Raw genomic sequence first — 23,129 nt, 5'->3', positions numbered from 1 at the left:
TTAAAAATTATAACATAAATTTATAAAAGAAAAGGAAAAAAGGAATTAAATATCTTCTAATCCGTATTTAATATGTTTTTCTTTTTTCTGTTTTGAAATCAAATATCTCCAGTAAAGAATCGGAACTACTATGACTGATAATAATGTAGAAGCAAGTACACCGAAAATCAGTGCAACTGCAAGACCCTGCCAAACCGGGTCAAGAACAATTACAAATGATGCCAAGATTATTGCTAGGGCTGTTAAAATAATCGGTCTAAATCTTGTAGCGGCAGCTTCAATCACTGCTTCATTTATACTTCTGCCCTGTCTAATTAAGTCATTGGTAAAGTCTATTAAAAGGAGCGAATTTCTAACAACAATTCCGGCTAGTGCAATAAACCCGATCATACTGGTTGCCGTAAAATATGTTTTCGAATGGAAAAATGCAAGAGTTATCCAGTTCATTATGGCATGTCCCGGAAGAACCCCGATAAATGTAAGCGGTACGGCTGCGAGAACAATTCTTGGAATTCTAAAGTTTTTATAATAAGCAACCATCAATAGATAAATTAACACAACTGCAACACCAAATGCACTTCCAAGATCTCTGAATACATCAAATGTAAGCTCCCATTCACCTCCCCAGATTAAATCATAACTTTTACCGGTTTTTAAATCAAGTGCTTTTAGGTTTAATCTCGGATTTCCGTCATAAATGATTTTATAACCAGGAATTCCTTTGTCTTTAAGCTCAAAGAAAATATCCAAAAGTGCGTAAATACTACCTCTTTTATTCATTTCACCAGTAACCATAACCATAGGTCTTAAATCTTTGCTTGTAATCATTCCGTCATAACCCACAGGCACAACTTTTACCACTTCTTTAAGCGGCACTAATCTATGGGTTGTCATTGACATTAATTTTATTTTATCAAGGCTTTCTAAATTATTTCTGTATTTTTTCTCAAATCTTACAAAAATACCGACCTGATCTTTTTCGTTTGGAATATGTGCAACACTGATTACTGCTCCTTTTAAGCCCATTCCAAGAATTTTTGCAATCTGGTCCACACTGATGCCAAGTAAAGCCGCTTTTTCTTTATCCGGAATAATTTTATATTTTACAATCTGTCTGTCTCTCATAATATCAATATCTACAACCCTGTCTGTGTGTTTATAGATATCTTCTATGTAATTGGCAAGTTTAAGTCTTCCCTTAGCATCTCCTCCGAATACCTGCATTAAAAGTGTGGCAATTACAGGCGGTCCTGGAGGGTCTTCTACAAGTTTGATATTTGCACCATCAAAACTACACTGTTTTTGGATAATAGGTCTAAGCCTGCTTACCATATCAATTGAACTTTCTTTTCTACCCTCTTCTTTAGGGAACAGGTTGACCCTTATTTCTCCGTAATTTTCTCCCTGTTTCATAGAAGAGCCTCTAAGTAATCCGTTAAAATCCACAACCCCGCTGATACCTATAAACTGTTCAAAATCTTTTATTTCTTTTTCTCTGCTTAAAATACTAGCTACACAGTTGCTAACTTTTGCAGTAGAATCTATACTTGCACCTTTTGGCAAATCGATTGTTATATTAAATGTGTTTTTATTCGCTCCCGGGAGCATTTTAAACAAAACGATTTTCCAAACCGGAAGCATAAGAGATCCCACAAATAAAAGCATAATTACACTGAAAAACACCACTCTTTTAAACCCTGAATTCAGTAACGGCTCTAAAATTGAATAAAAAATTTTATATGTTTTGGTTTTTCTTATATCAAAAGGTTCATGATGACTTTTGTGTTCTGGCAGGAATTTAACAGCAGCCCACGGTGTAAACATATAAGCAATTACAAGTGAGGCAATCATAGCAATTGGCACGTTAAACGGAATCGGTCTCATATATGGGCCCATCATTCCCGTAACAAAAAGCATTGGAATAAATGCCAGAATAATCGCAAGTGTTGCAATATTAGTTGGATTTCCTATCTCATTTGTTGCATAAACCGCTGCATATTCTCTCTCTTTATCACCAATTTCAAAATGTCTGTGTATATTTTCAATAACGATAATGGCACTGTCAACCAATAATCCAAGTGAAAGAATTAATGCAAACAGTGTAATTCTGTTAATTGTCTGACCTGCAAGCATACCTATAAACAGTGTCACAGATAAAATAAGCGGCACTGTAAACGCTACAATTAATGCTTCTCTCCATCCAAGCATTAAAATCAAAAGCACAATAATAACTCCAAGTGAAATTAACAAGTGGTCAATGAGTTCATTAACTGCATGATTTGCTTTGTGCCCGTCGTTTCTTGTAACAAATATTTTTACATCTTTTGGAAGTGTTTTTTCAAGCTCTTTTGCCTTGGCGATTACATCCCTTGCCACAAAAACAGCATTTGTTCCTCTTTTTTTACCGATAAAAATGGTAACCTGATTTAATTTTTTGCCGATTACATCTTTATCTTCATTAGCAAGTCCTGCTTCATAATAAGTTTTATGTTTATTTTGAAAATCGACTCCGTCTTCAACTTTTGCGATATCTTTAATGTAAATCGGTCTTCCCATATAGTTTGCGACTACCAAATTTTCAACATCTTTAACTGAATCAATAAATCCGTCAAATTCCACAGGGATTGAGTATTTTTTATTATCCATTGAACCTAGCGGATAATCCACATTAGCGCCTTTAAGCGCCATTGCTATCTGGCCAAGTGATAAATGATAGGCTGCAAGTTTTTGAGGGTCGATTAAAATATTAAACTGTCTTTTATGACCGCCTTTTATCCCGATAATACTCACATTTTTTACTGCTGCAAGAGGAGAAAGCAGTCTTTGGGCAATTCTGTAAAGCTGAGCATCATTATACTTTTCACTTGAAAGCGCTAAAGTTACAATTGGCACTTCGTCAATATCAATTGGTTTAACAAGAGGTGTCCATACACCTTTTGGAAGTTTATCCATATTTTGCATAACTCTGTCATAAAGTTTACTGATACTTCTTACTTTATCCTGACCGATTTTAAATCTGACAGTAACAATTCCGACACTATTCATTGCCATACCGTAAACATGTTTTACACCGGTCATGGCTTTTAGGGTTCTTTCAAGAGGGTCTACTATCACATTTTGGACTTCTTTGGAGCTAGCTCCCGGATATACCACTATTACATTGGCGGCGGGAACATCTATCTGTGGATTTTCCTCTCTTGGTGTTAAAAACACAGCAATTAACCCCATTAATATAAGAGTTAGGGCAATTACAGGAGTCAGTGGATTTTTTAAAAATGTTCTTGCCAGTTTTCCTGCAATATTTAACTCAAGTTCTTCTTCAATATGAGCTAATTCTTCTTCTTTTTTTTGAACTTCTTCTTCAAGAGAATGTATTTTTTCTTCTCTTTTTTTTGCTGCTTCTTCTAATTCCTTAATTTCATCTTCAAGAGTTTTTATTTCATTTATATCGCATGAAGAAACTTTTAATTCTTCCAATCTTTTCTTTTTTTCATCAATCTGGGCTTTAATTTCTTTTAATTTATCCATCATCGCTCCTATAATCTTTGTCCGTCAGTTAAATTTGCAGGAGGATATAAAATTACTTTTTCATCACCTTTTAAACCTTCAACAGCTATAAAATCTCCCTCTTGAGCAATTTGTTTAATAGGTACAAATTTTGCAGTTCCATTCTCATTCACAAATACACCGACAAGCCCTTCCCTGCTTGTAACAGCCGCAAACGGAACCAAAACAGCCTCTTTTTTACCTACAACAACTTTAGCTTTTGCATACATTCCGGGAAGAAGTTTGTTATCGTAATTATCCAAAGCAAATTTAACAATATATGAATGAGTAGCAGGGTCTGCGCTTGGAATTATTGTATCAACTTTTGCTTTGTAAGTTTTATTTACTGCCGGTACAAAAATCTGAACACTCATACCCAGTTTGAATTTATCAATATCAGCCTCTTTTACAAAACTTCTGGCTTTCAAAGAATTCAAATCACTTAGTATTAAAACAGGATACCCTGGAAGAGCCATTTCCCCGACATTTTTCATTTTTCTTGTAACAACTGCATCAATAGGGGATTTAACCTTGGCATATTTAATCTGGTTTCTTGCCATATCAAGCCCGGCTTTTGCTCTTTTTAGCATTCCTTTAGCCATATCAACCTGTTTTTTTCTGATATCCATATTTAGTTTCATTTTTTCAAAATCTCTTTTACTGACAGCACCCTCGGCATATAAATTCTTAAATCTTTCATAATCTTTTTTTGCATCGGCATAAGCCATCTCAGCCATCAATACCCCGCTCTGGGCCTGTAAAACAGCACCTCTCGCCTGGTTAAGCATAGAATAAATATCATTTGGGTCAACCACAAATAAAAGTTCACCTTTTTTTACTCTCTCACCTTCTTCTACATTTATCTGCTTAACATATCCCATGACCCTGCTTGCAAGCATTACCTGTTTTTTAGCGTAAATATCCGCTACATATTCCTTTTTTAAAGGAATTTCTTCTTTTTTAACATTAGCATATTCAAAAGCAAAAACACTTAATGCCAATGTTGAAATAAATGCTATTTTCTTAATCATTTAAACTCCTTTGTTTCACTTTTCATTTTTGCTTTACAAAATCACCTATACTTGCTTTCAGTTCAGCCGCAGCAACCGCTTCGTCATATTTTGCTTTAATAAGCTCTGCTCTTGCTTTTCTTGCATCAGCCTCTTTCATTAAAAGCACTGTCATATTAATCATTCCCTGTTTATACATATATGTATATTTGTTTAAAATTTCTTCTGCCAAATCTTTATTTATAATTTTATTTTTTATTATTTTACTTTTTGTTTTTAAATTAAGATATTTTTGTCTTACATCAAGGGCTATCCCCTTTTTCATATATTTATAATAATAACTTGTCTGAAGGGCAGAAAGTTTACTTTTTTCAATATCGGCATCTTTGCTTTTATCAAAAATATTATATTTAAGCCCTACCGCTGCAAGCCAGTAATCTTTATCACTTCTTATATTTGCTATAGTATTGTCATTCCAGCCGTATTCCAAATGGGCGCCTATCATCGGATATTTATCGGCAGAGTCAAATTTAACTTTTTTTTGCATAGTCTCTACATTTTTTTTCATCCATTTTAAATCGTTTCTGTTTTTAAGTGCGGTTTTTATAAGTTTATTCAAATCACTATCAGGAGAAATCACAACTGCAAAATCACTTACATCTGTTATTTCATAATCATCACTTAAAAACCTTAAATACGCAAGAGCCAAGGCATATTTGTTTTTAGCTTCTTCAAGATATGCATCAACTTCGCTGTCTCTTTTTTTAGCCTGAAGCAAATCAATATCGGTGGCCATTCCTTCTTTCTTAAAATTTTCAACCATTTTTACAAAAGAACTTGTAGTCTCTTTGGCTTTTTTAAGGGCATTTATAAAATATTTAGCCGCTACCGCCCCGTTATATGCCTTTAAAACTTCTAAAGCCAAAAGATTTTTATCTCTATTGAATTTAAATTTATTTGCCAGGATTTGGAGTTTTGCCATTTTTTTTGCATAAGTTAATTTAAAACCTGTAAAAATAGGGACTTCGTAAACAAATTTTGTAGCAAAATTACTTCTTGGTGCCGGATTATTTAAATCATGAGGCTGAATAGACAATACCTGATTTCCGCTCACACTTCCACTCATCAAACCAGGCATATTGGCAAGAAAATCACTGAATCCAAAATCCCTGAACGTAGCTTCCCTCGCACCAAGTTTCATTCCAAAAACATATAAAGCATTATTGGTCCTGCTTATTTCTTCACTAAAAATAAACTTTCCCCACTCCATTCCCTTGGCTTTTTCCAAATCGCTCTTTGCTTTGTCAATATTAAGTTTTTTTGCTTTTAGCTCTAAATTATTCTTCATTGTTTCTTTTAAAATTTCATTAAAAGTAACTACTTTAGCTAAAAGCAGACTTGACAAAGCGGCAGTGAATAAAAATTTTTTCATACCGCTCCTTTAAAATTTTTTTGAATTGTAACAAAGATTTATAAAAATTAACGAAGATATAAGAAAAAGTTATATTTTTAATGAAGAATTGATAATGGAAAATGAAGAATTAATTTTACATTTTCCATTTTACATTTTATATTATTTTCTGCGGCTCATTCTTTTTCTCTCAGTTGGGTCAAGATATTTTTTTCTGACTCTGATTGATTTTGGGGTAACTTCTACAAGTTCGTCATCTTCTATCCACTCAAGCGCTTTTTCAAGTGTCATTTCAACCGGAGGTACAAGTTTTATAGCCTCATCACTTCCACTAGCCCTGACGTTTGTTAGGTTTTTACCTCTGATTGGATTAACTTCCAAATCATTGCCCCTTGAATGCTCTCCTACAATCATACCGTTATATACTTTATCCCCCGGTTTTATAAACATTCTGCCCCTCTCTTGAAGGTTAAATATTGCATACCCGGTGGCAACCCCGTTTTCCATGGAAATAAGCGCACCGTTTTTTCTTTTATAAGGTTTAGTAGTAGCAGGTCTGAATTCCAAAAAGCTGCTGTTAAGCACACCCTCACCTTTTGTATCTGTCATAAATTCACCTCTGTAACCGATAAGTCCGCGGGCAGGCATTTCAAATTCAATTCTTGTAGTACCGTCAGATAAAGGCATCATGTTTTTCATAACTCCACCACGGGTTCCAAGTTTTTCAATTACCACTCCGCTGTATTCATCAGGCACATCAACTACCACATATTCATACGGCTCAAGTTTCACACCGTTTTCCACTTTAATAATAACTTCCGGACGTGATAGTGAAAATTCGAAATCTTCACGTCTTAAATTTTCAGCCAAAATTGCAATTTGAAGTTCTCCTCTTCCGCTAACTTTAAATTTACCTTCTCCTAGCTCTTCTATTTTCATAGCAATGTTTGTTTGCATTTCTTTAAAAAGTCTGTCTCTAAGTTTTGGAGCTGTTACATTTTTACCCTCAGTCCCGGCAAGCGGAGAGTCATTTACACTTAAAATAACACTGATGGTCGGTTCTTCAATATGCAGTGCGTCAAGAGGAATCGGATTGTTTTTATCGGCAATGGTATCTCCTACATTTAATGCTTCAAATCCGGCAACCGCTACAATATCACCGGCTTTTGCCTCTTCAATCTCCATCCTCTCAAGCCCCAAAAATCCCATCAGCTTAGTAATTCTACCGTTTATTTTTTCTCCGTTGGCTTTTACAAGAGTTACTTCTTCACCTTTTTTTACTTTTCCGTTAAAAATTCTGGCAATTCCTATTCTTCCCACATAATTGTCATAATCAAGTGTAAAAACTTGCATTTGAAGAGGAGCGTTTTCATCTCCGGCAGGAGCTGGGATATATTTTGTAATAGCTTCAAAAACAGGGGTCATATCGTTATTATCATCTTCAAGTTCCCATTTGGCATACCCTTCTTTTGCAGCCGCATAAATAATAGGAAAATCTAATTGGTCTTCATTTGCCCCCATGCTTACAAACAAATCAAACACCTCATCTACAACCCTGTCAGGCTCAGCTGCGGGTTTATCAATTTTATTTACAACCAAAATAGGTTTAAGTCCGAGTGAAAGTGCTTTTTTTACAACAAATTTAGTCTGAGGCATAACACCTTCTTGTGCATCAACTAAAAGCAATACACCGTCTACCATTTTAAGCACCCTCTCAACTTCTCCGCCAAAATCGCTGTGCCCCGGGGTGTCAATAATATTAATTCTAAAGTCGCCCCATCTGATAGCCGTATTTTTGCTTAAAATAGTAATACCTCTTTCTCTTTCCAAATCGTTACTGTCCATTACCCTCTCGCCAAATTCCTTTCTGGCATCAAGAGTGTGAGATTGTTTAAGCAGCTCATCTACCAGAGTGGTTTTACCGTGGTCAACGTGAGCTATAACTGCGATATTTCTAATATTTTTCATCAATTACCTTTAAAAATTTTTGAAATTATACATCAATATATATAAAATAGAAAATTTTTATTTTTGTAAAGATGGAATAATATTTGCTTGTTTTAAATAAAAAGGTTTTTAATGTCTTCTCAATTAATAGAATTACTAACAATAAACATTAAAACAAAAAATAATTCCAAAATAAAACCTACCCAAAATTTTATTTCAGAACTGTTAAAAAACATAGAACCTAAAAAAGCTATAGAATTATTGAAAAACTTTAATTTAACGAAAGAAGAAATAAAAGAAATAATTTCAAAATTGCCCGAGAAAGATAAAAAAATATATTTAGAATTATTAAATAAAGAAATAATAAAAAACAAATTAAATTTGGATAACAAAGCACAAAACATCGAAATAAAAAACATTAACACTAAAAGTACACAAACCGATACAAAAACAGATTTGAAAAACGATATTGAATATTTTTTGAAATTAATAAATAAAAATGATAATTTAAAATTAAAAGACACCCCATTAAATATAACTGAAAAAAAAACAAAAGACATTAAAAATAATGATAATATAAACAATATAGAAAACATTTTAAGGTTATTATTAAACAACACACAAACTTTTCCACAAAAAATCAAAAAAGAAATAAAAAAAATAAAACAAGATATAACCCAATTAATAAAAAAAGAAATTGAAGCAAATACAAAAATTGAAAATAAATTATTGACCAAAAAAATAATTACTGAAATTAAAAATGTGAATTCTTTTGAAGAATTAGTATCAGTTGCAAACAAACACGGCTTAAATATTAAAAAAATTATTACAAAAATTATAAAAACAGAGCCTCAAAAGCCTAAATATTTACCACAAATAAAAATTCCTAATTTAAAAATCGTTCAAAATATTAATAAAATAAATTCTTCAATCCTGACATTAAAACACAAAGCAAATAATAATAAAAATATATTACAAACATTAATTTCAAGTAAAAACCCGCACATAAATAATGAAAACATAACACAAAATAAAAATTTAAATATTGATAATTTAACAAATTCTGACAATAAAATAGATGCAACCAAAAATAATAATGAAAATAAAACCACTGATATTACAATTAATAATTTTAATCCAAACACTGAAATAAAACATAAAATAATAAAAGCAAAAGAATCAATTAAATATTTTTCAAACAATTTAAAAGAAGCAATTAAAAATTATAAACCTCCAATTAGTAAATTATCAATAGAACTGCATCCAAAAGAACTCGGAAAAGTAGATATAACAATTATCCACAGAGGCGATAATCTACAAATTAACATAAATTCAAACAACCAGGCCATTAATTTTTTCCATTCCCATCAAATTGAATTAAAAAATGTATTGGTAAATATGGGATATAATGGAATTGATATGAATTTTAACTCTAATCAAAACAGGGAAAATCAGAATAAAAAAGCATATAAACATTATTCTTCCAACAAAAATGATGATAATTATGACGAATTAATTATAGAAATTCCATATACATATGCTTAACGGAATAATTTTTGCTGCCCTTATAAAAAAGGCTGGCAAATGTCATCAGTAGCAACAATTACAAACAATGCAACAAAAGCGGGAAACGATAAAATTTATAATCCAAATTCCGAGCTTGACAAAAACGCTTTTATGAAACTGTTTTTAAAACAACTTGAAATGCAGGATCCCACCAATCCGATGGATACAGACAAAATGCTTGAACAGACCGCTTACCTTTCTACAATGGAGATGAATACAAATATGCAAAAAACAATTGATACTTTATCAAAAACACTCACATCATCAAATCAGCTTTCCACCGTTTCAGCAATAGGAAAAATGGCGGATACAGGCAATAGATACATAAACATAACAGATGATGATACAAAAAAAGATTTTGAATTATATTTTGGAGACAACATACAAAGCGGAAAAGTTCAAATAAAAGATAAAGCGGGTAACATTGTAAAAGAATTTGAATTAAATCCACATTCTAAAGGAATTTTAAGTTTTGAATGGGATTTAAAAGACAGTAATGGTATGAGGGTAAAAAGCAACAGTTATGAAATAAGTGCAGTTTATACAACACCAGATGGAAAACAAAAAACTACCGCACTAGGAGCATATCCTATAGAATCTATAAGATTTGAAAACGGAAAAGCTTATGCAAAACTCGCAAGCCAATATGTCCCATTTGAAAAAATAAAAGAAATTTATCAGTGGCAAAATTAATATTAAAGGTTTTATAAATGACAAGATCTTTTTTTAACGGCGTAAGCGGTATGAAAAGTTTTCAAAACGGTATTGATATATGGAGCAATAATATTGCAAATATAAATACAGTAGGATATAAAGAAACACAGCCAGAGTTTGCCTCTATTTTCTCACAAACGCTCAAATCATCTCCTATAATTTCAGATGTGGGTCTGGGAGGTTATTTAAACGCAAATGCTATAAATTTATCACAGGGCAGTTTTATAGATTCTGACAATCCTTTTGATATTGCCCTTGGAGGAAAAGGATGGCTTGCAGTTAAAAAAGGTGAAGATACATATTACACAAGAAACGGGAGTTTTAAAAGAGACGCCCAAGGCTTTTTGGTAGATGATAACGGAGATTATCTGCTAGTAGCAAATGCAAACAATATAAAAAACAATAACGGAAATTATGAAATAGACCAAAACATACCGACTGATAATCTGATAAATAATCCACTATCACCAATTTCTTTGCCAAATTCAATGATTTTACCTGCAATTGCCACATCTAAAATTGAACTTTTTACTAATTTAAATGATGCAAATAAGATTAATACCACCTCTCCTGCAAATCTTGAAAGCGATTTTAGTGCCTTATATTCAAAAGATGGGGAAGATTTAAAAGTTAGAAACGGAGATTCTTTTGTTTTTGGATTCGGAAATCCCGCTACTTATTCTAATAATCTAATTTCAAGCGAAATTTGTATAACTAATGATGAAAAAGATGGAAAAGATTTAATTTATGATTTTACAATCAATGGAAAACAAATAAATTTAACCTTGCCTGATGGAGCTACAAAAGAAGAAATTCAAAATGCTTTAGTAGATAAACTAACTCAAAATGGAATAGATGCCCAAATTTCAGATAATGGAATAATAATTTCAAATCCTGCTAAAATAATTTTACATTCAAACAATAACAATCTGCCAAACATTGCAGCGGAAAAACTAATTTATAATGCTAATCCAACTCAGGATAACGAATTTGACACAATGGAAAGTTTAATAGATAAATTAAATACTCTTGCTGAAAATGAAAACAGCAATATATCAGTTTCATTAGATAATGAAGGAAGAATAGTAACAAATAATCCGACAGAAAAAACAATTAATTCTTATATATTAAAAACCGAAACCTCCAATGATTTATTTATAAACAATTTAGGAAGACTCGGAAATGAAATATACCCTCAAACCGCTGCAAAAAGCTATTCGTTTAAAGTAAATAAACAAAATTTTGGTGGAAATATTTTTGATAAAGACGGAAATAAAGATTTAATCACTTTTTCTTTTACCAAGCAAAAAATACTTAATAATCAAATTTTATGGAAAGGTGAAATAACAATAAAAGATGAAAACGGAAACATTATAAATACTACAAATCAAACTTTTACATTTGATGCAAACGGACAACTTTTATCACCAAAATCAATAACATTAAATTCTCCTCAAACTATGGAAGTAGATTTTAATCTTACATCATATGCCAAAACAGACCTTAAAAACAGCTATTCATTTTCTCAAAACGGATTAGCAAAGGGTTATCTGCAGGGATATGAGATTAATGATAACGGAACTATTTTTGCAAATTTTTCAAATTCAAAAAGCATTGCAGTTGCACAAATTCCTATTTTTCATTTTCAAAACCCTCAAGGTTTAGAAAGTATAGGAGGAAATCTGTTCAGGGAAACTGCCAATTCAAATAAAGCGTTTTTATATGAAAAAGATGGAGAGTATATACCTTATGCAAAAGTTTTACCAAGTAAATTAGAAACTTCAAATGTAAATTTTGCAGAAGCCATGACAGAACTTATTATTACTCAAAAAGCTTTTTCGGCGGCAGCCAAAACGGTTACAACAAGTGATCAGATGATTCAAAAAGCAATTAATTTGAAACGAAGTTAGGAACACTTTTTGCTTGAAATTAAAAACTTTATTTAAAGGAATAAATTATGATGAGAAGTCTTTGGAGCGGGGTTAGTGGTCTAAACGCTCATCAGGTAGCAATGGATGTTGAAGCAAACAATATCGCAAATGTAAATACTGTAGGTTTTAAATATTCAAGAACCAATTTTCAAAATCTACTAAGCCAAACTGTTAAAAGCGCCACTGCACCTCAAGGAAATTTAGGTGGAAAAAATTCACTTCAAATAGGTCTTGGATCAAGTGTAAGTGCGGTCGAGACAATGTTTAAACAGGGCAGTATCCAAAACACAGACAAAAATACCGATATGGCAATTAACGGTGACGGTTTTTTTGTGGTGAGTGCAGACGGAGGAAAAACATACAGATACACCAGAGCCGGTGATTTTACATTCGATGCAAACGGTAATTTTGTAGATCCAAACGGATATATTGTGCAGGGATGGCTTGCAGACCCGGATACACATACAATAGATACAGCAAAAGGTGTTCAGCCAATTTCCATTCCCCCTGGTCTTACAACTCCTGCAAACCCTACAAGTAAAATTCAGATAAAAGCCAATTTAAACAGCGGTGATCATATTAAAGAAATGAGCGGTACAAAACCTACAGTAGACCAAACGGCGGATATGAACGGATTATATAATGCAAACGGAGAAAAGATTTCTTTAATACCTGATACTGATAAAATCACTATAGCAATAGATAAAGATGGTAACGGTACAATTGATACAAACTCTGAGGTATTTACATTTACATACGGTAAAAGCACTTCAAAAACTGATAGAAAATTCACAACTATTAAAGATTTACTTGATGAAATAAATGAAATAATAAAAGACACAACAGGCACTACCCCTTCTTCTAAATATAAAGTTTATTTAAACGGAAACGGACAAATAGTTGACCCGGCAAATAGAATAAAAACTGAAAACACTCTTATATCTACCAATCCGGTTTTAGAAAATATTTTTAAAGCACTTGACGGGCCTTCAACAACCACAGAATCTATAAAAGCTGTACAAAACAGTTTTATCGGAGCTGACGATGTTGGAGAACTTTTTAATGCAAGCGGGGATGCTTTTCATTTAGAAGATGGGCAAGGATTAAAAGTAAATATTAATGGTCTGGGTGAGACCAGAAAATTCATTTATACAAAAACACCGATAAATGAAACAGAAGGATGTGGAAGCGCATCAGGAGCTTATCAGCCAAAAGAAAATATAGTTGCCGATTCAAATGAAGGCCTTCACTGGTTATACAATTCAACTACAAACGATGATAATAGCAGAGCATTTATGAATGTAAATCAAAAAATTTCTTTCCAAATTGATACAAACAATGACGGAAACATCGATGACACCCTAACCTATACATATGGAAAAGATTTCCAAACATTTAGCGATTTATGCTGTTTATTAAATTCTGATTTCACTAATAAAAATGTAAACGATATTGTAAGTTTTCAAAATGGACAAATGATTGAATCAGACGGGAAGATTATCAGAAAAGTAATATTAAAAGATTCTAACGATAATACCGTATCAAACACAAGTCAACCTCTTGGTAGACTCTCAGAAATATTCAGCGGCATAAATGGAACAAATGACAAAACAAATACTTTTTATAAAAACGACACATATTATTTCCATGATATTCAAGATTTGGCATACATTTGGCAATTGGCAATTGATGACAGCGGGGATCCGTTAAATTCCACATCAGGAAATCAAGGTATCGTATCTATTAATGAAGATGGGAAATTGGATATAAAAAACACATCTGCAAATTCATTTAATATTAATATCTCTGGTTATCCTGACGATGAAAAAGACAATCAACTGTTTACGGATGCTTTTTCACCTTTAAACGGTAGTTTAGCAGCCGGAGGGGAGGCTCTATCACAATCAATAAATGCTGCAACCCATACTACAAGTATAGATGTATTTGATTCACTTGGAAGTAAACACACTTTAACCCTTCATTTCAGAAAAACGCATACATCAGAAAATCCAAACGATCCAACTGTATGGAAATGGTATGCCGAGGTTCCAGCACCGTCTACATTAGATCAACCGGCATTTGGATATGTAAAATTTAACCCTGATGGAAGTATCAATTCATATAATCCTCCTAGCTTAATATTTAATCCAAATAACGGGGCCAATTCAGGACAGGCAATACAACTAGATTTAGGAAGTATGGGCAAATTTGACGGTATTACATCTTTTGAAGCTCCAAGTTCAACAAGCGGACAGACACAGGATGGATATCCTGGAGGTGATTTGGAAAACTTAGTAGTAGACCAAACAGGTACCGTAATCGGTGTATTTACAAACGGTAGAAGTTATTCTTTGGCTCAGGTGGCATTGGCAAAATTTGTAAATAATGAAGGTTTAATGAGTGAAGGAGGCACATTATTTAGTGCTTCCCCAAATTCCGGTGAGCCAATTATAGGAACAGCGGGAACAGGCGGAAGAGGAACAATTCAGCCAAGTTCCCTTGAAATGAGTAATGTGGATTTGAGTAGAAGTCTTACTCAATTAATTGTTATTCAAAGAGGTTTCCAGGCAAACTCAAAATCTATCACAACATCAGATCAAATGTTAAATACTCTGCTTCAATTAAAACAATAATGATATAATTCGCTAAAACTTTTGTTTTAGCGGAGAAATAATGCAAAAACTTTTTGAAAAAAATATCAAATTTTTTTATCAAAATATTCCCTCTTTTTACAACTTAATAACTTCAATAAAAACAAGAAGATATAAACTGACAAATAATAATATTTACGATACTAAAACAAATATTTACATTTATCCAAATTCAATAGATGAAGACTCTTTAGTGTTTGCTCACAACCCTATACAAAACATTTTATGGGAAAAGGAATTTTTTTATTTAAATCCTCCTAGATTAGATGAAAAAGAATTTTTTATAACTGCAAAAATAGTAAATAAACTAATAGATAAGGCAAAAGATTTAAATTACACAAACAGCTTTTATTTCGAAAAAAATTTTTTACCTGCAACTGTAATTTTAGGAATACTAGCTGGAAAACATATCGAATTACTTGCTCAAAAATACAATTTCCAATCCCTTTTTATTTACGAACCTGAACCGGAATTTTTTGCTATAAGTCTTTATTTTATAGATTATGAAAAACTTTATAAAAAATTAAAAGGTAAACTTTTTATTTTTATTAAAAATAAACTAAACTATTTTGCAATAGAGAAGTTTTATTTTGAAAGAGTGATAACCTCATCTTTTGCAAGATTTACTTTAACTGTTTATGAAAACAATTACATAAATGATGCAAAAAATAAATTCAGTGAAACATCACTTTTAAAAAACAGGGGATGGGGAACTTTTGAAGATGAGGTTAAAGGGATAAAAAATCATTTACAAAATATTAATCAATATCCACTGTTTTCCAAATCAAAAAAATTAAATATTCCAATTTGTATTGTGGCAAATGGTAAAAGTCTGGAAAAAAATATTGGCTTTATTAAAAAAAACAGGGATTCTATGATAATAATTTCAGTCGGGACTGCCCTAAAACCTCTGATTAAAGCCGGAATTGAAAGTGATTTTCATATCGAACAGGAAAGAATTGATATTTTAAAAGAAGCCCTAAAAGATATATTGCCAAATTATAATGGATATTTTCTTGGAGCAAGCGTTGTAAATCCGTCTGTTTTTCAAATGGCAAAAAAACCTTTGATGTATATAAGGGAAGCTTTTACTTTAGAAGACAATTATTTTACTCTTAAATATTCTTCACCTATAGTAGGAAATACAGGAATGGCCTTTGCAGGAGAATTTACCAATGCAATATATTTATGCGGTATGGATTTAGGTTTTAGACTCGGTGAGAGAAAACATTCAAATGGCAGTTTTTATGATGATAAAGAAGATATTGAAAAAAGCGGGATAAAGGTAAAAGGTAATTTCAGCAATGATATTTACAGCAATCCTTTACTTTTAAGCAGTAAAAAAAATATTGAAAAACTGATAAAAGAAAAAAATTTAACAGTTTATAATTTAAGTGACGGGGTTTATATTGAAGGAAGTATTCCATTAAAAGATAAAAACCTACCAAAAATCGACAAAACAAAATATATAGGCGAAATTTTAAAATGTTTTAATAAAACCGATTATAAAGACAAAAAACCTGAAATTAAAAATCTGCTTTTGGCAATAAGCAGAGCCATGGATATAAAAATTACTTCAAGAGAAAAATTAACCTCACTTATTGAAGGATTGGAAGATTTAATTAAAACATTCGAACAGGTTGATAAAGAGGCTTTTTTACTTCTAAGAGGTTCTCTTTTCCATATTTTAAATAATTTATACATTCTTTCCTTTAAAATAGATTTCAAAGAATATCCGAAACTGGCAAAAATAGTAAAAAAAGAAATTTTTAAATTTGAAGAATATTTAGAAAGGATTTTTAACTGAATTTTTAATATCTTTTCTTTCAGCCCAACCTCTCCTGGCCTGATTTAACCCGTATTTTATGTTATTAAGTTCATCTTCATTAGTAGCATAAGAATTTATAACCATTTTAGCGCCTACTTCTTTTGTAAGCTTTATTTTTGAATCATCCAAATCAAGTCTGTTTCTTCTTGCGTCAATTTCAAGGATTTTATTGTTTTTTTTCGCATATTCTAAAACTTTTTCAAAATCTATATCAATACCGTTAAATTCATTTATTTTCCTGCAGAACGGATGGGATAATATATTTATTTTTTCTAAAGCTTTTAAAATTCTATCTGTCTGGATATCTCTATCCAAATCAAAATTATCTTCAATACTTCCATAAACAATATCAAAATTTTTAATCTCTTCATCAGAATAATTTAACTCTCCATCTTTATCAATTACACATTCAATTGCACTGTAAATTTTTATTTTGGATTTTAAACTTTTAATTTTTTCTAAATCTTTCACATTTCTTGTACAGACTCCAATAAATTCATATCCTCTTTTTTCAGCTGCTTTAATAATTTCTTTAATATTTTCATTAAAATATACTTTTAAATCACCTTTTATATCATTTAAAGTTATAAGTTTTGGTAAAGTCCCATTTCTAGCAGCTTCTATTTCGCCCCTGTTTTCCCTGAGTTCAGGCTCAATATAAGTTAGGCCTACTGCTTTATAAACCTCTTCTTCTGTTTTCCCCGCTATTCTTTTAGTTCCTTTATAAATACCGTATTCATTAACCTTCAAACCAAGTTCTATTGCCATTTTTCTAATTGCAATATTATGGTCTTTGCTTCCTGTAAAATAATGAAGTGCACTTCCGTAGCTCTCTTTTGTAACGGCTCTCAGGTCAATCTGCAATCCGTTATCCAAAAAAACAGTGCTTCTTGTAAGCCCTTTTGAATAAACTTCTTTAACTCTTTTGTATTTTGTAAAATATTCACTAACTTTCATATAATCATCGGCAATAACCAAAATATCCAAATCTCCGACTGTTTCTTTTCTTCTTCTATAACTTCCTGCAATTTCAACAATTTCAACCCCCTCAAAATCCATTAAATATTTTCTTAAATCCTCTGCCACATCTTCCACATCAGCCCATAAAAACCTAATACCTGCTTTTTTAAGCTGTTTTACTCCTTTTAAAATTTTCTGAATCAGTGTAGGTCCAAATCCCGGAAGTTTATCAAGTTCCCCGTTTTCAGCATATTTTTTAAGTTCATCCAAACTTGTTATTCCAAACGCATCATAAATCTGCTTGATTCTTTTAGGGCCGAGCCCTTCAATGCTTAGCATATCAATCAATCCCTCAGGTACTTCTTTTTTTAGTTCTTCAAGTTTTGAAAATTTACCCGTTGTTACAATTTCTTTTATATATTCACTCAAATCATGTCCAATTCCTGGAAGACGTGTTAAATCAAAGCCTTCTCTTACCAGCTTTTCAAAATCTTTACTTGAATTTTCTATAAGTCTTGCCGCATTTCTGTAAGCCCGTACTTTAAAAGGATTTTCCCCTTTTATATCAAGTAAATCCGCTGTAAGGGAGAGCATTTTTGCTATATCAGCATTAGTCATTAAATTCCTTTAGGAAATTTTCTATTTTTTCATTTAAAGGCATTATAATCTGTTTTCTTTTACTTGTTTCACCTTTTATTATTATATCACTTTTAGACACTTTAAAAGTTTTAGATAGGAATTTAATAAGTTCTTTATTAGCAGCACCCTCAACCGCAGGTGCTTTTATATTAATTTTTAAATTATCCCCGTAAAGCCCCGCTATTTTGTTTTTTGAAGAATTTGGCTGGGCTTTTACATAAAAAATTACTTTTTCATCTTTGATTTCATAAAATTTACTCATTTTCCATTCTCCATTATTAATTTTCAATTATATTAATTATTTTATCCAAATCAATTCTGTTTTTTATTTTAGTAGGTTTTGCTTTTTTTATCACTTCATTTATTTCATCTACCTCGCAAACTTCAATATTTTCAACCTCTTTATATAAAGCCATCTGATTAAAATAATATTTTCCGCTAATTATAGGCTTATTAAAATATGCAGCTTCAATTGGATTGTGTCCCCCCACATTATCTACAAAACTGCCCCCAAGTATTACAATATCAGCTGTTTTATATAAATTGACCAATTCTCCCATTTTATCAATCAAAATTAAATCTTTATCCAAATTTATTTTTTCACTTTTAATTTTTAACTTTTCACTTAATTTTTCCACTTTTCCATATTTTTTTATAATATTATAAACTTCATCAAATCTCTCAGGATGTCTTGGTACAACCGCAACCTGAAATTTATCTAAATCAAGTTTTGGTAAAATAATCTCTTCTTCATTCTTATGGGTAGAAGCGAGTACTATCAAAGGCTTTTTTTTAATATATTCTCTTGTAATCTTCGGCTCAAAATATGTTTTTATATTTCCAACCACTTCTACATTTTTAGCCCCTAAGCTCAAAAGCCTTTTTTTATCTTCCTCACTTTGTGCCAAAACAATATCTATATTTTCAAAAATTTTTTTATAAAACCATTTAAATTTCAGATACTTTGGATAACTTTTTTCACTAATTCTGGCATTTAGCAAAATAGTCTTATTACATCTCCTTCTTGCCAGATAAAAAAGCATATACCAAAGTTCCGCTTCCATTACCACCAAATTTTTACAGGGTTTCAGCCAAAAAGGCAAAAATATTTCAAACGGCAAAAACCTTACATTTGCATTTTTATATTTCTTTGCTTCATTAAAGCCCGTATTTGTAATAACACTTAAATTAACTTCTTCAAATCTTTCAATAACAGGCTTCAGCGCTCTTGTTTCTCCAAGACTGCAGGAATGAAAATGATGAAGTTTTTTATTAAACGGAGGATTGTTTAATAAAAAAAATCTTGCAGGAATTGAATTTTTATATTTTTCTTTAAAACTAAGGATTACTAAAAAAGGAATTGAAATTAAATAAATAAAAAAAAGAAAAAGAAGATAAAAAGCAGTAAAAAATTTATTTTTCACTTTTCATTTATCACTTTTCACTTTCTTCTGTATCTTCAACAAATAAAACCCTGCCGCAATGTGGACAGGTTACAATTTCTTCCCCTTTTAATACTTCTGAATAAATTTTATCGCTTATTTTCATATTACAGCCGGTACATGCCTGTTTTCTAACAGGGGTTACTGCTGTAATTTCAGCCCATCTTTTAATTTTTTCATAAAATCTGTAAATTTGAGGATTCATTTTATTAATAAGTTCTTCTTTTTTCTTATAAATTTCCTCTTTTTGTTTCCTCACAGTATCAAGTTTTTTTTCTACATCAACACTTAAAAGTGTAATTTCTGCATCTATTTTTTCTATTTCTTTTGCCAAATTTTCTTTTTCTTCGTTTTTAAGCTCAAGCTGTTTTTCAAATTTGGCAATTTCTTCATTTGCAGCTTCTATTTGTTCACGGGCCAATTCTTCTTCAATTTGAAGGGCTTTAAATTCTTTTTCTGTTTTAGCTTTACCCTGTTTTTCTTCAATTGAATTTAATTTTTCTTTAAGCTCTTTGATTAGCAATTCGTTTTTGCTTTTTTTAAGTTTTATATTTCTAATCTCTTCTTCAAGCTTTTCAAATCTCTCTTCAAGAGCTTTTTTTTGATTTTCAAGTTTAGTAACAGGTGCTTTAATATTAGCCTCAACAGGTTCAAGCTCTTTGAGTTTTCTCTCAAGTCTGTTAAGTTCAATTAATTCTTCTAAAAATTTATTCATTGCAGGCCTTTTTTATTGGAATTATATCAAATTAAACTGAACGGATTTTCTGAATTTATTTTTATAATTTCAATCTCTAAATCTTTTATATCGTCATACAAAGCATCCACAAAATATTTTTCACTCCCGTAATGAGTAATATCAATAAGATTAATTTCCCTGGCTTTAGCATCCATTGCTTCGTGATATTTTATATCTCCTGTCAAAAAACAGTCTGCTTTTACATATGGGAGTAAACTCATACCGGCACCGGTCGTTATTGCAACTCTTTTAACAAAATCTTTTGCTTTTACAACTCTTATATGCTTTAAATTCATTTTTTCTTTTACCAAATCAACCAATTCATCAAATTCCATAAAAACATCAGAATAAAAAACAAAATCCGCGCTTTCACCATCAAACCCCAAAACTTTTCTTGCAAAATAGTTATTAAGATGAGTTTTGTCAAAATTTGTATGCATTGCTATATGTGAGCAGTTTTTTTGAATAAGTGAAATTAAATATTTTGTAGAAAAAGAATTGTAATTTACTTTTTTTATACCTTTGAAAATCAAGGGATGATGGGTAATAAGAAGAGAATTTGGCTTTAACTGTTCAATTACATTTTCATCAATATCAAGTGATAAATAAATTCTCTCAACCTCATCATTAATCCCTACATTTATGCCGCTGTTATCCCACTCTTCCTGCAAATCAAAAGGGCTTATTTCATCTAAAAATCTATAAATTTCATTGAGTCTCATTGCCCTTCCATTTCCACATATTTTTCTGCCACCATCTTGGCAAGTTCGCGGATTTTGAGGATATAATTTTGCCTTTCTGTCTGAGATATTGCTTTTCTGGCATCCAAAACATTGAACACATGACTTGCTAAAATAGTATAATCATATGCCGGAAGTGCTAAATCATTTTCTATACATTTTTTAGCTTCTGCTCTGCAGTCTTCAAACCATCTAAAAAGCATATCAACGCTAGCCACTTCAAAATTGTATTTTGAAAATTCATATTCGCTTCTTTTATGCATATCTCCATATGTTGTTGTTTCATTCCATTTTATATCAAATACGTTATCAACTCCCTGCAGATACATAGCAAGTCTTTCAGTTCCGTATGTTATTTCAACCGGCACCGGAAATGTTTTAAGTCCTCCGACCTGCTGAAAATAGGTAAATTGAGTAACTTCCATACCATCAAGCCATACTTCCCATCCAAGTCCCCACGCTCCAAGAGTCGGAGATTCCCAGTTATCTTCTACAAACCTTACATCATGCTCGGCTAAATTCAGCCCTAAATATTCAAGAGATTCAAGATACATCTCCTGAATATTATCGGGACTTGGCTTCATAATAACCTGAAACTGATAATAAGCCCCAAGCCTGTTTGGGTTTTCCCCATATCTTCCATCAGTTGGTCTTCTACTTGGCGCCACATACGCCACATTCCAAGGGCCTTTTCCAAGGCTTCTAAGTAAAGTTGCCGGATGAAACGTCCCGGCCCCGCTTGGAAAATCATAAGGCATTACAATATTACAACCTTTGTTTTTCCAAAATTCCTGAAGTTTTAAAAGTAAATCGCTAAAATATATCATTTTTCACCTTTCAATATAACGTTATCACCTTTTTTGCATCCGCATGCATTTGCAACCACATCGCATTTTACCTTAAACAGATAAAAAACTTCTCTTCCACATTCACCAAAAAGTACTTCAAAATTACCCATACCTTTACTGATTACCAAATCAGAATTATAAAAAATCTCTTTTGATTTTTCATTTGCAAATTTTAAATGAAACCCGGGAGTTGGCACTCCGCTGTCAATAACTTCCGCTAAACTGTTAATTTCAAGCCCTTCTAAATCTTTAAGAGTCACATCATTGATAATCGGTTTACCTCTTACAACATAATAAATCTTAATTTCAGGATACAGTTTTTTAATACTCTTTACCAAAATTTCATCAAAAACATTTTCTCCGCTGTTATCTGCCAAATAACATAACATTCTTGCTTCTTTTAATTTTTCTTTTAATTTATCAAAATCATTATGGCGAAACTGCATATTAAAAATATCTCTGATTTCCTCATCCAAATCATAACTCTGATTAACGCCCAAATCTATTATATTTCCTGCAATTGCGATTTTTATTGCATTAAAAAGAAAATTTTTAGAATTTTTTAATTTTTCTTCTAAAACAGGTTTTAACTCAAGGGCTTTTTTAATTGCCTCTTTTTTTTCCTTTTCAAAAGGATCTGCAATATTAAGGGTTTTTTCTATAAATTCATAAACTTCTTTTGCAATTTCAGGAGGCATAAAAGAAAGATCGTATTTAGATAATATTTTAGCCGTCCCTCTTAAAATTTCACTTGAAATATATTCATCTAAATTCAGTCTTTTTGTAATATTAAGAGCCTGAGTGTAAATACAGACATAACAATCTCTTTGTATATTCATTTTAGTCCTAATTCTTTTTTAATTGCTGGCTCATTAAATCCGCATATCCATTTACTACCAATTAAAATCACAGGCACTCCCCTGCATCCGTGTCTTTCACAGTCTTTTGCGGCTTTTGCGTCCCTGCTTATATCAATTTTATTAAATCTTATTTTATTTTTCCTGAAAAACTGCTCTGCCCTGCCGCACCATACACATCCGGGCGCCGTAAAAAGTACTACCCTTTTTTGAGCCATTCACCCTCCTTCCTATTAATGTATAATTGAAAATGTAAAATGAATAATTAAATTGAAATTATACAAACAATTCTCCATTCTCCAT

Annotated in this window: 17 protein-coding genes; 5 read left to right on the top strand and 12 right to left on the bottom strand. The window is 31.5% G+C overall.

Annotation, left to right across the window (positions count from 1 at the left end; genetic code table 11):
• Positions 1-45: 45 nt before the first annotated feature.
• From LNAT_RS05005 to typA, 4 genes are all read right to left on the bottom strand, one after another.
• Positions 46-3,528 (bottom strand): efflux RND transporter permease subunit, encoded by a 3,483-nt coding sequence (locus LNAT_RS05005; protein ID WP_096258970.1) that lies wholly within the window; start codon positions 3,526-3,528, stop codon positions 46-48.
• A gap of 8 nt (positions 3,529-3,536) precedes the next feature.
• Positions 3,537-4,577, bottom strand: a complete 1,041-nt coding sequence (locus tag LNAT_RS05000) for an efflux RND transporter periplasmic adaptor subunit (protein ID WP_096258968.1) — start codon at positions 4,575-4,577, stop codon at positions 3,537-3,539.
• Between the two features lie 22 nt (positions 4,578-4,599).
• The gene (locus tag LNAT_RS04995; RefSeq protein ID WP_096258967.1) at positions 4,600-5,988 is read right to left on the bottom strand and encodes a TolC family protein; all 1,389 of its coding nucleotides are present in this window, start codon (positions 5,986-5,988) and stop codon (positions 4,600-4,602) included.
• A 141-nt stretch (positions 5,989-6,129) separates the two neighbouring features.
• A complete protein-coding gene (gene typA / locus LNAT_RS04990) occupies positions 6,130-7,935 on the bottom strand; it encodes a translational GTPase TypA (RefSeq protein WP_096258965.1) in 1,806 nt (601 codons plus the stop codon).
• 111 nt (positions 7,936-8,046) lie between these two features.
• On the opposite strand from typA, the gene fliK reads away from it, so the two are divergent.
• From fliK to LNAT_RS04965, 5 genes are read left to right on the top strand one after another with little or no spacing between them, the layout of a single operon-like run.
• Positions 8,047-9,459 carry a flagellar hook-length control protein FliK gene (fliK, locus tag LNAT_RS04985; RefSeq protein WP_096258963.1) on the top strand — a complete coding sequence of 471 codons (1,413 nt, stop codon included), beginning with the start codon at positions 8,047-8,049 and terminating at the stop codon, positions 9,457-9,459.
• A 39-nt stretch (positions 9,460-9,498) separates the two neighbouring features.
• On the top strand, positions 9,499-10,173 hold the full coding sequence (locus tag LNAT_RS04980) for a flagellar hook capping FlgD N-terminal domain-containing protein (protein ID WP_096258961.1): 675 nt from the start codon (positions 9,499-9,501) through the stop codon (positions 10,171-10,173).
• 17 nt (positions 10,174-10,190) lie between these two features.
• Positions 10,191-12,104, top strand: a complete 1,914-nt coding sequence (locus LNAT_RS04975) for a flagellar hook-basal body complex protein (protein ID WP_096258959.1) — start codon at positions 10,191-10,193, stop codon at positions 12,102-12,104.
• A gap of 47 nt (positions 12,105-12,151) precedes the next feature.
• A complete protein-coding gene (locus LNAT_RS04970) occupies positions 12,152-14,758 on the top strand; it encodes a flagellar hook-basal body complex protein (protein ID WP_096258957.1) in 2,607 nt (868 codons plus the stop codon).
• Between the two features lie 40 nt (positions 14,759-14,798).
• Positions 14,799-16,583 (top strand): motility associated factor glycosyltransferase family protein, encoded by a 1,785-nt coding sequence (locus LNAT_RS04965; protein WP_096258955.1) that lies wholly within the window; start codon positions 14,799-14,801, stop codon positions 16,581-16,583.
• On the opposite strand, the gene LNAT_RS04960 is transcribed toward LNAT_RS04965, so the two are convergent.
• The 8 genes from LNAT_RS04960 to LNAT_RS04925 are packed head-to-tail and all read right to left on the bottom strand — an operon-like array spanning position 16,563 to position 23,044.
• Positions 16,563-18,182 carry a helix-hairpin-helix domain-containing protein gene (locus LNAT_RS04960; RefSeq protein WP_096258953.1) on the bottom strand — a complete coding sequence of 540 codons (1,620 nt, stop codon included), beginning with the start codon at positions 18,180-18,182 and terminating at the stop codon, positions 16,563-16,565. The two genes, LNAT_RS04965 and LNAT_RS04960, sit on opposite strands and share 21 nt — an antisense overlap.
• On the bottom strand, positions 18,175-18,465 hold the full coding sequence (locus LNAT_RS04955) for a DUF167 domain-containing protein (RefSeq protein WP_096258951.1): 291 nt from the start codon (positions 18,463-18,465) through the stop codon (positions 18,175-18,177). The genes LNAT_RS04960 and LNAT_RS04955 overlap by 8 nt, the downstream gene beginning before the upstream one ends.
• Positions 18,466-18,481: 16 nt before the next feature.
• Entirely contained in the window at positions 18,482-19,627 is a 1,146-nt protein-coding gene (gene waaA, locus LNAT_RS04950) for a lipid IV(A) 3-deoxy-D-manno-octulosonic acid transferase (RefSeq protein WP_096258949.1), read from the bottom strand.
• Positions 19,628-19,637: 10 nt separating this feature from the next.
• The gene (locus tag LNAT_RS04945; RefSeq protein ID WP_096258947.1) at positions 19,638-20,360 is read right to left on the bottom strand and encodes a zinc ribbon domain-containing protein; all 723 of its coding nucleotides are present in this window, start codon (positions 20,358-20,360) and stop codon (positions 19,638-19,640) included.
• 26 nt (positions 20,361-20,386) lie between these two features.
• The gene (locus LNAT_RS04940) at positions 20,387-21,103 is read right to left on the bottom strand and encodes a Nif3-like dinuclear metal center hexameric protein (RefSeq protein WP_096258945.1); all 717 of its coding nucleotides are present in this window, start codon (positions 21,101-21,103) and stop codon (positions 20,387-20,389) included.
• Positions 21,100-21,948 (bottom strand): glycine--tRNA ligase subunit alpha, encoded by an 849-nt coding sequence (glyQ, locus tag LNAT_RS04935; protein ID WP_096258943.1) that lies wholly within the window; start codon positions 21,946-21,948, stop codon positions 21,100-21,102. Before glyQ ends, LNAT_RS04940 begins: the two co-directional genes overlap by 4 nt.
• The gene (locus tag LNAT_RS04930) at positions 21,945-22,808 is read right to left on the bottom strand and encodes a damage-control phosphatase ARMT1 family protein (RefSeq protein ID WP_096258941.1); all 864 of its coding nucleotides are present in this window, start codon (positions 22,806-22,808) and stop codon (positions 21,945-21,947) included. Before LNAT_RS04930 ends, glyQ begins: the two co-directional genes overlap by 4 nt.
• Positions 22,805-23,044 (bottom strand): glutaredoxin family protein, encoded by a 240-nt coding sequence (locus LNAT_RS04925; protein WP_096258939.1) that lies wholly within the window; start codon positions 23,042-23,044, stop codon positions 22,805-22,807. The genes LNAT_RS04930 and LNAT_RS04925 overlap by 4 nt, the downstream gene beginning before the upstream one ends.
• Positions 23,045-23,129 lie beyond the last annotated feature (85 nt).

The sequence above is a fragment of the Lebetimonas natsushimae genome (genome assembly GCF_002335445.1).
Taxonomy (GTDB): domain Bacteria; phylum Campylobacterota; class Campylobacteria; order Campylobacterales; family Nautiliaceae; genus Lebetimonas; species Lebetimonas natsushimae.
The sequence above is the reverse complement of the archived record's forward strand: the minus strand, read 5'-3'. Positions and strand labels throughout refer to the sequence as shown.

What these genes read in the sequence shown, in the direction of transcription:
- LNAT_RS04955 (WP_096258951.1), bottom strand. Translation starts at nt 18,465, where the DNA reads ATGAGTAAATTTTATGAAATCAAAGATGAAAAAGTAATTTTTTATGTA.
- LNAT_RS05005 (WP_096258970.1), bottom strand. Translation starts at nt 3,528, where the DNA reads ATGGATAAATTAAAAGAAATTAAAGCCCAGATTGATGAAAAAAAGAAA.
- LNAT_RS04970 (WP_096258957.1), top strand. Translation starts at nt 12,152, where the DNA reads ATGATGAGAAGTCTTTGGAGCGGGGTTAGTGGTCTAAACGCTCATCAG.
- typA (WP_096258965.1), bottom strand. Translation starts at nt 7,935, where the DNA reads ATGAAAAATATTAGAAATATCGCAGTTATAGCTCACGTTGACCACGGT.
- glyQ (WP_096258943.1), bottom strand. Translation starts at nt 21,948, where the DNA reads ATGATATATTTTAGCGATTTACTTTTAAAACTTCAGGAATTTTGGAAA.
- LNAT_RS04965 (WP_096258955.1), top strand. Translation starts at nt 14,799, where the DNA reads ATGCAAAAACTTTTTGAAAAAAATATCAAATTTTTTTATCAAAATATT.
- LNAT_RS05000 (WP_096258968.1), bottom strand. Translation starts at nt 4,577, where the DNA reads ATGATTAAGAAAATAGCATTTATTTCAACATTGGCATTAAGTGTTTTT.
- LNAT_RS04945 (WP_096258947.1), bottom strand. Translation starts at nt 20,360, where the DNA reads ATGAATAAATTTTTAGAAGAATTAATTGAACTTAACAGACTTGAGAGA.
- LNAT_RS04995 (WP_096258967.1), bottom strand. Translation starts at nt 5,988, where the DNA reads ATGAAAAAATTTTTATTCACTGCCGCTTTGTCAAGTCTGCTTTTAGCT.
- LNAT_RS04925 (WP_096258939.1), bottom strand. Translation starts at nt 23,044, where the DNA reads ATGGCTCAAAAAAGGGTAGTACTTTTTACGGCGCCCGGATGTGTATGG.
- LNAT_RS04975 (WP_096258959.1), top strand. Translation starts at nt 10,191, where the DNA reads ATGACAAGATCTTTTTTTAACGGCGTAAGCGGTATGAAAAGTTTTCAA.
- LNAT_RS04940 (WP_096258945.1), bottom strand. Translation starts at nt 21,103, where the DNA reads ATGAGACTCAATGAAATTTATAGATTTTTAGATGAAATAAGCCCTTTT.
- fliK (WP_096258963.1), top strand. Translation starts at nt 8,047, where the DNA reads ATGTCTTCTCAATTAATAGAATTACTAACAATAAACATTAAAACAAAA.
- LNAT_RS04930 (WP_096258941.1), bottom strand. Translation starts at nt 22,808, where the DNA reads ATGAATATACAAAGAGATTGTTATGTCTGTATTTACACTCAGGCTCTT.
- LNAT_RS04980 (WP_096258961.1), top strand. Translation starts at nt 9,499, where the DNA reads ATGTCATCAGTAGCAACAATTACAAACAATGCAACAAAAGCGGGAAAC.
- LNAT_RS04960 (WP_096258953.1), bottom strand. Translation starts at nt 18,182, where the DNA reads ATGACTAATGCTGATATAGCAAAAATGCTCTCCCTTACAGCGGATTTA.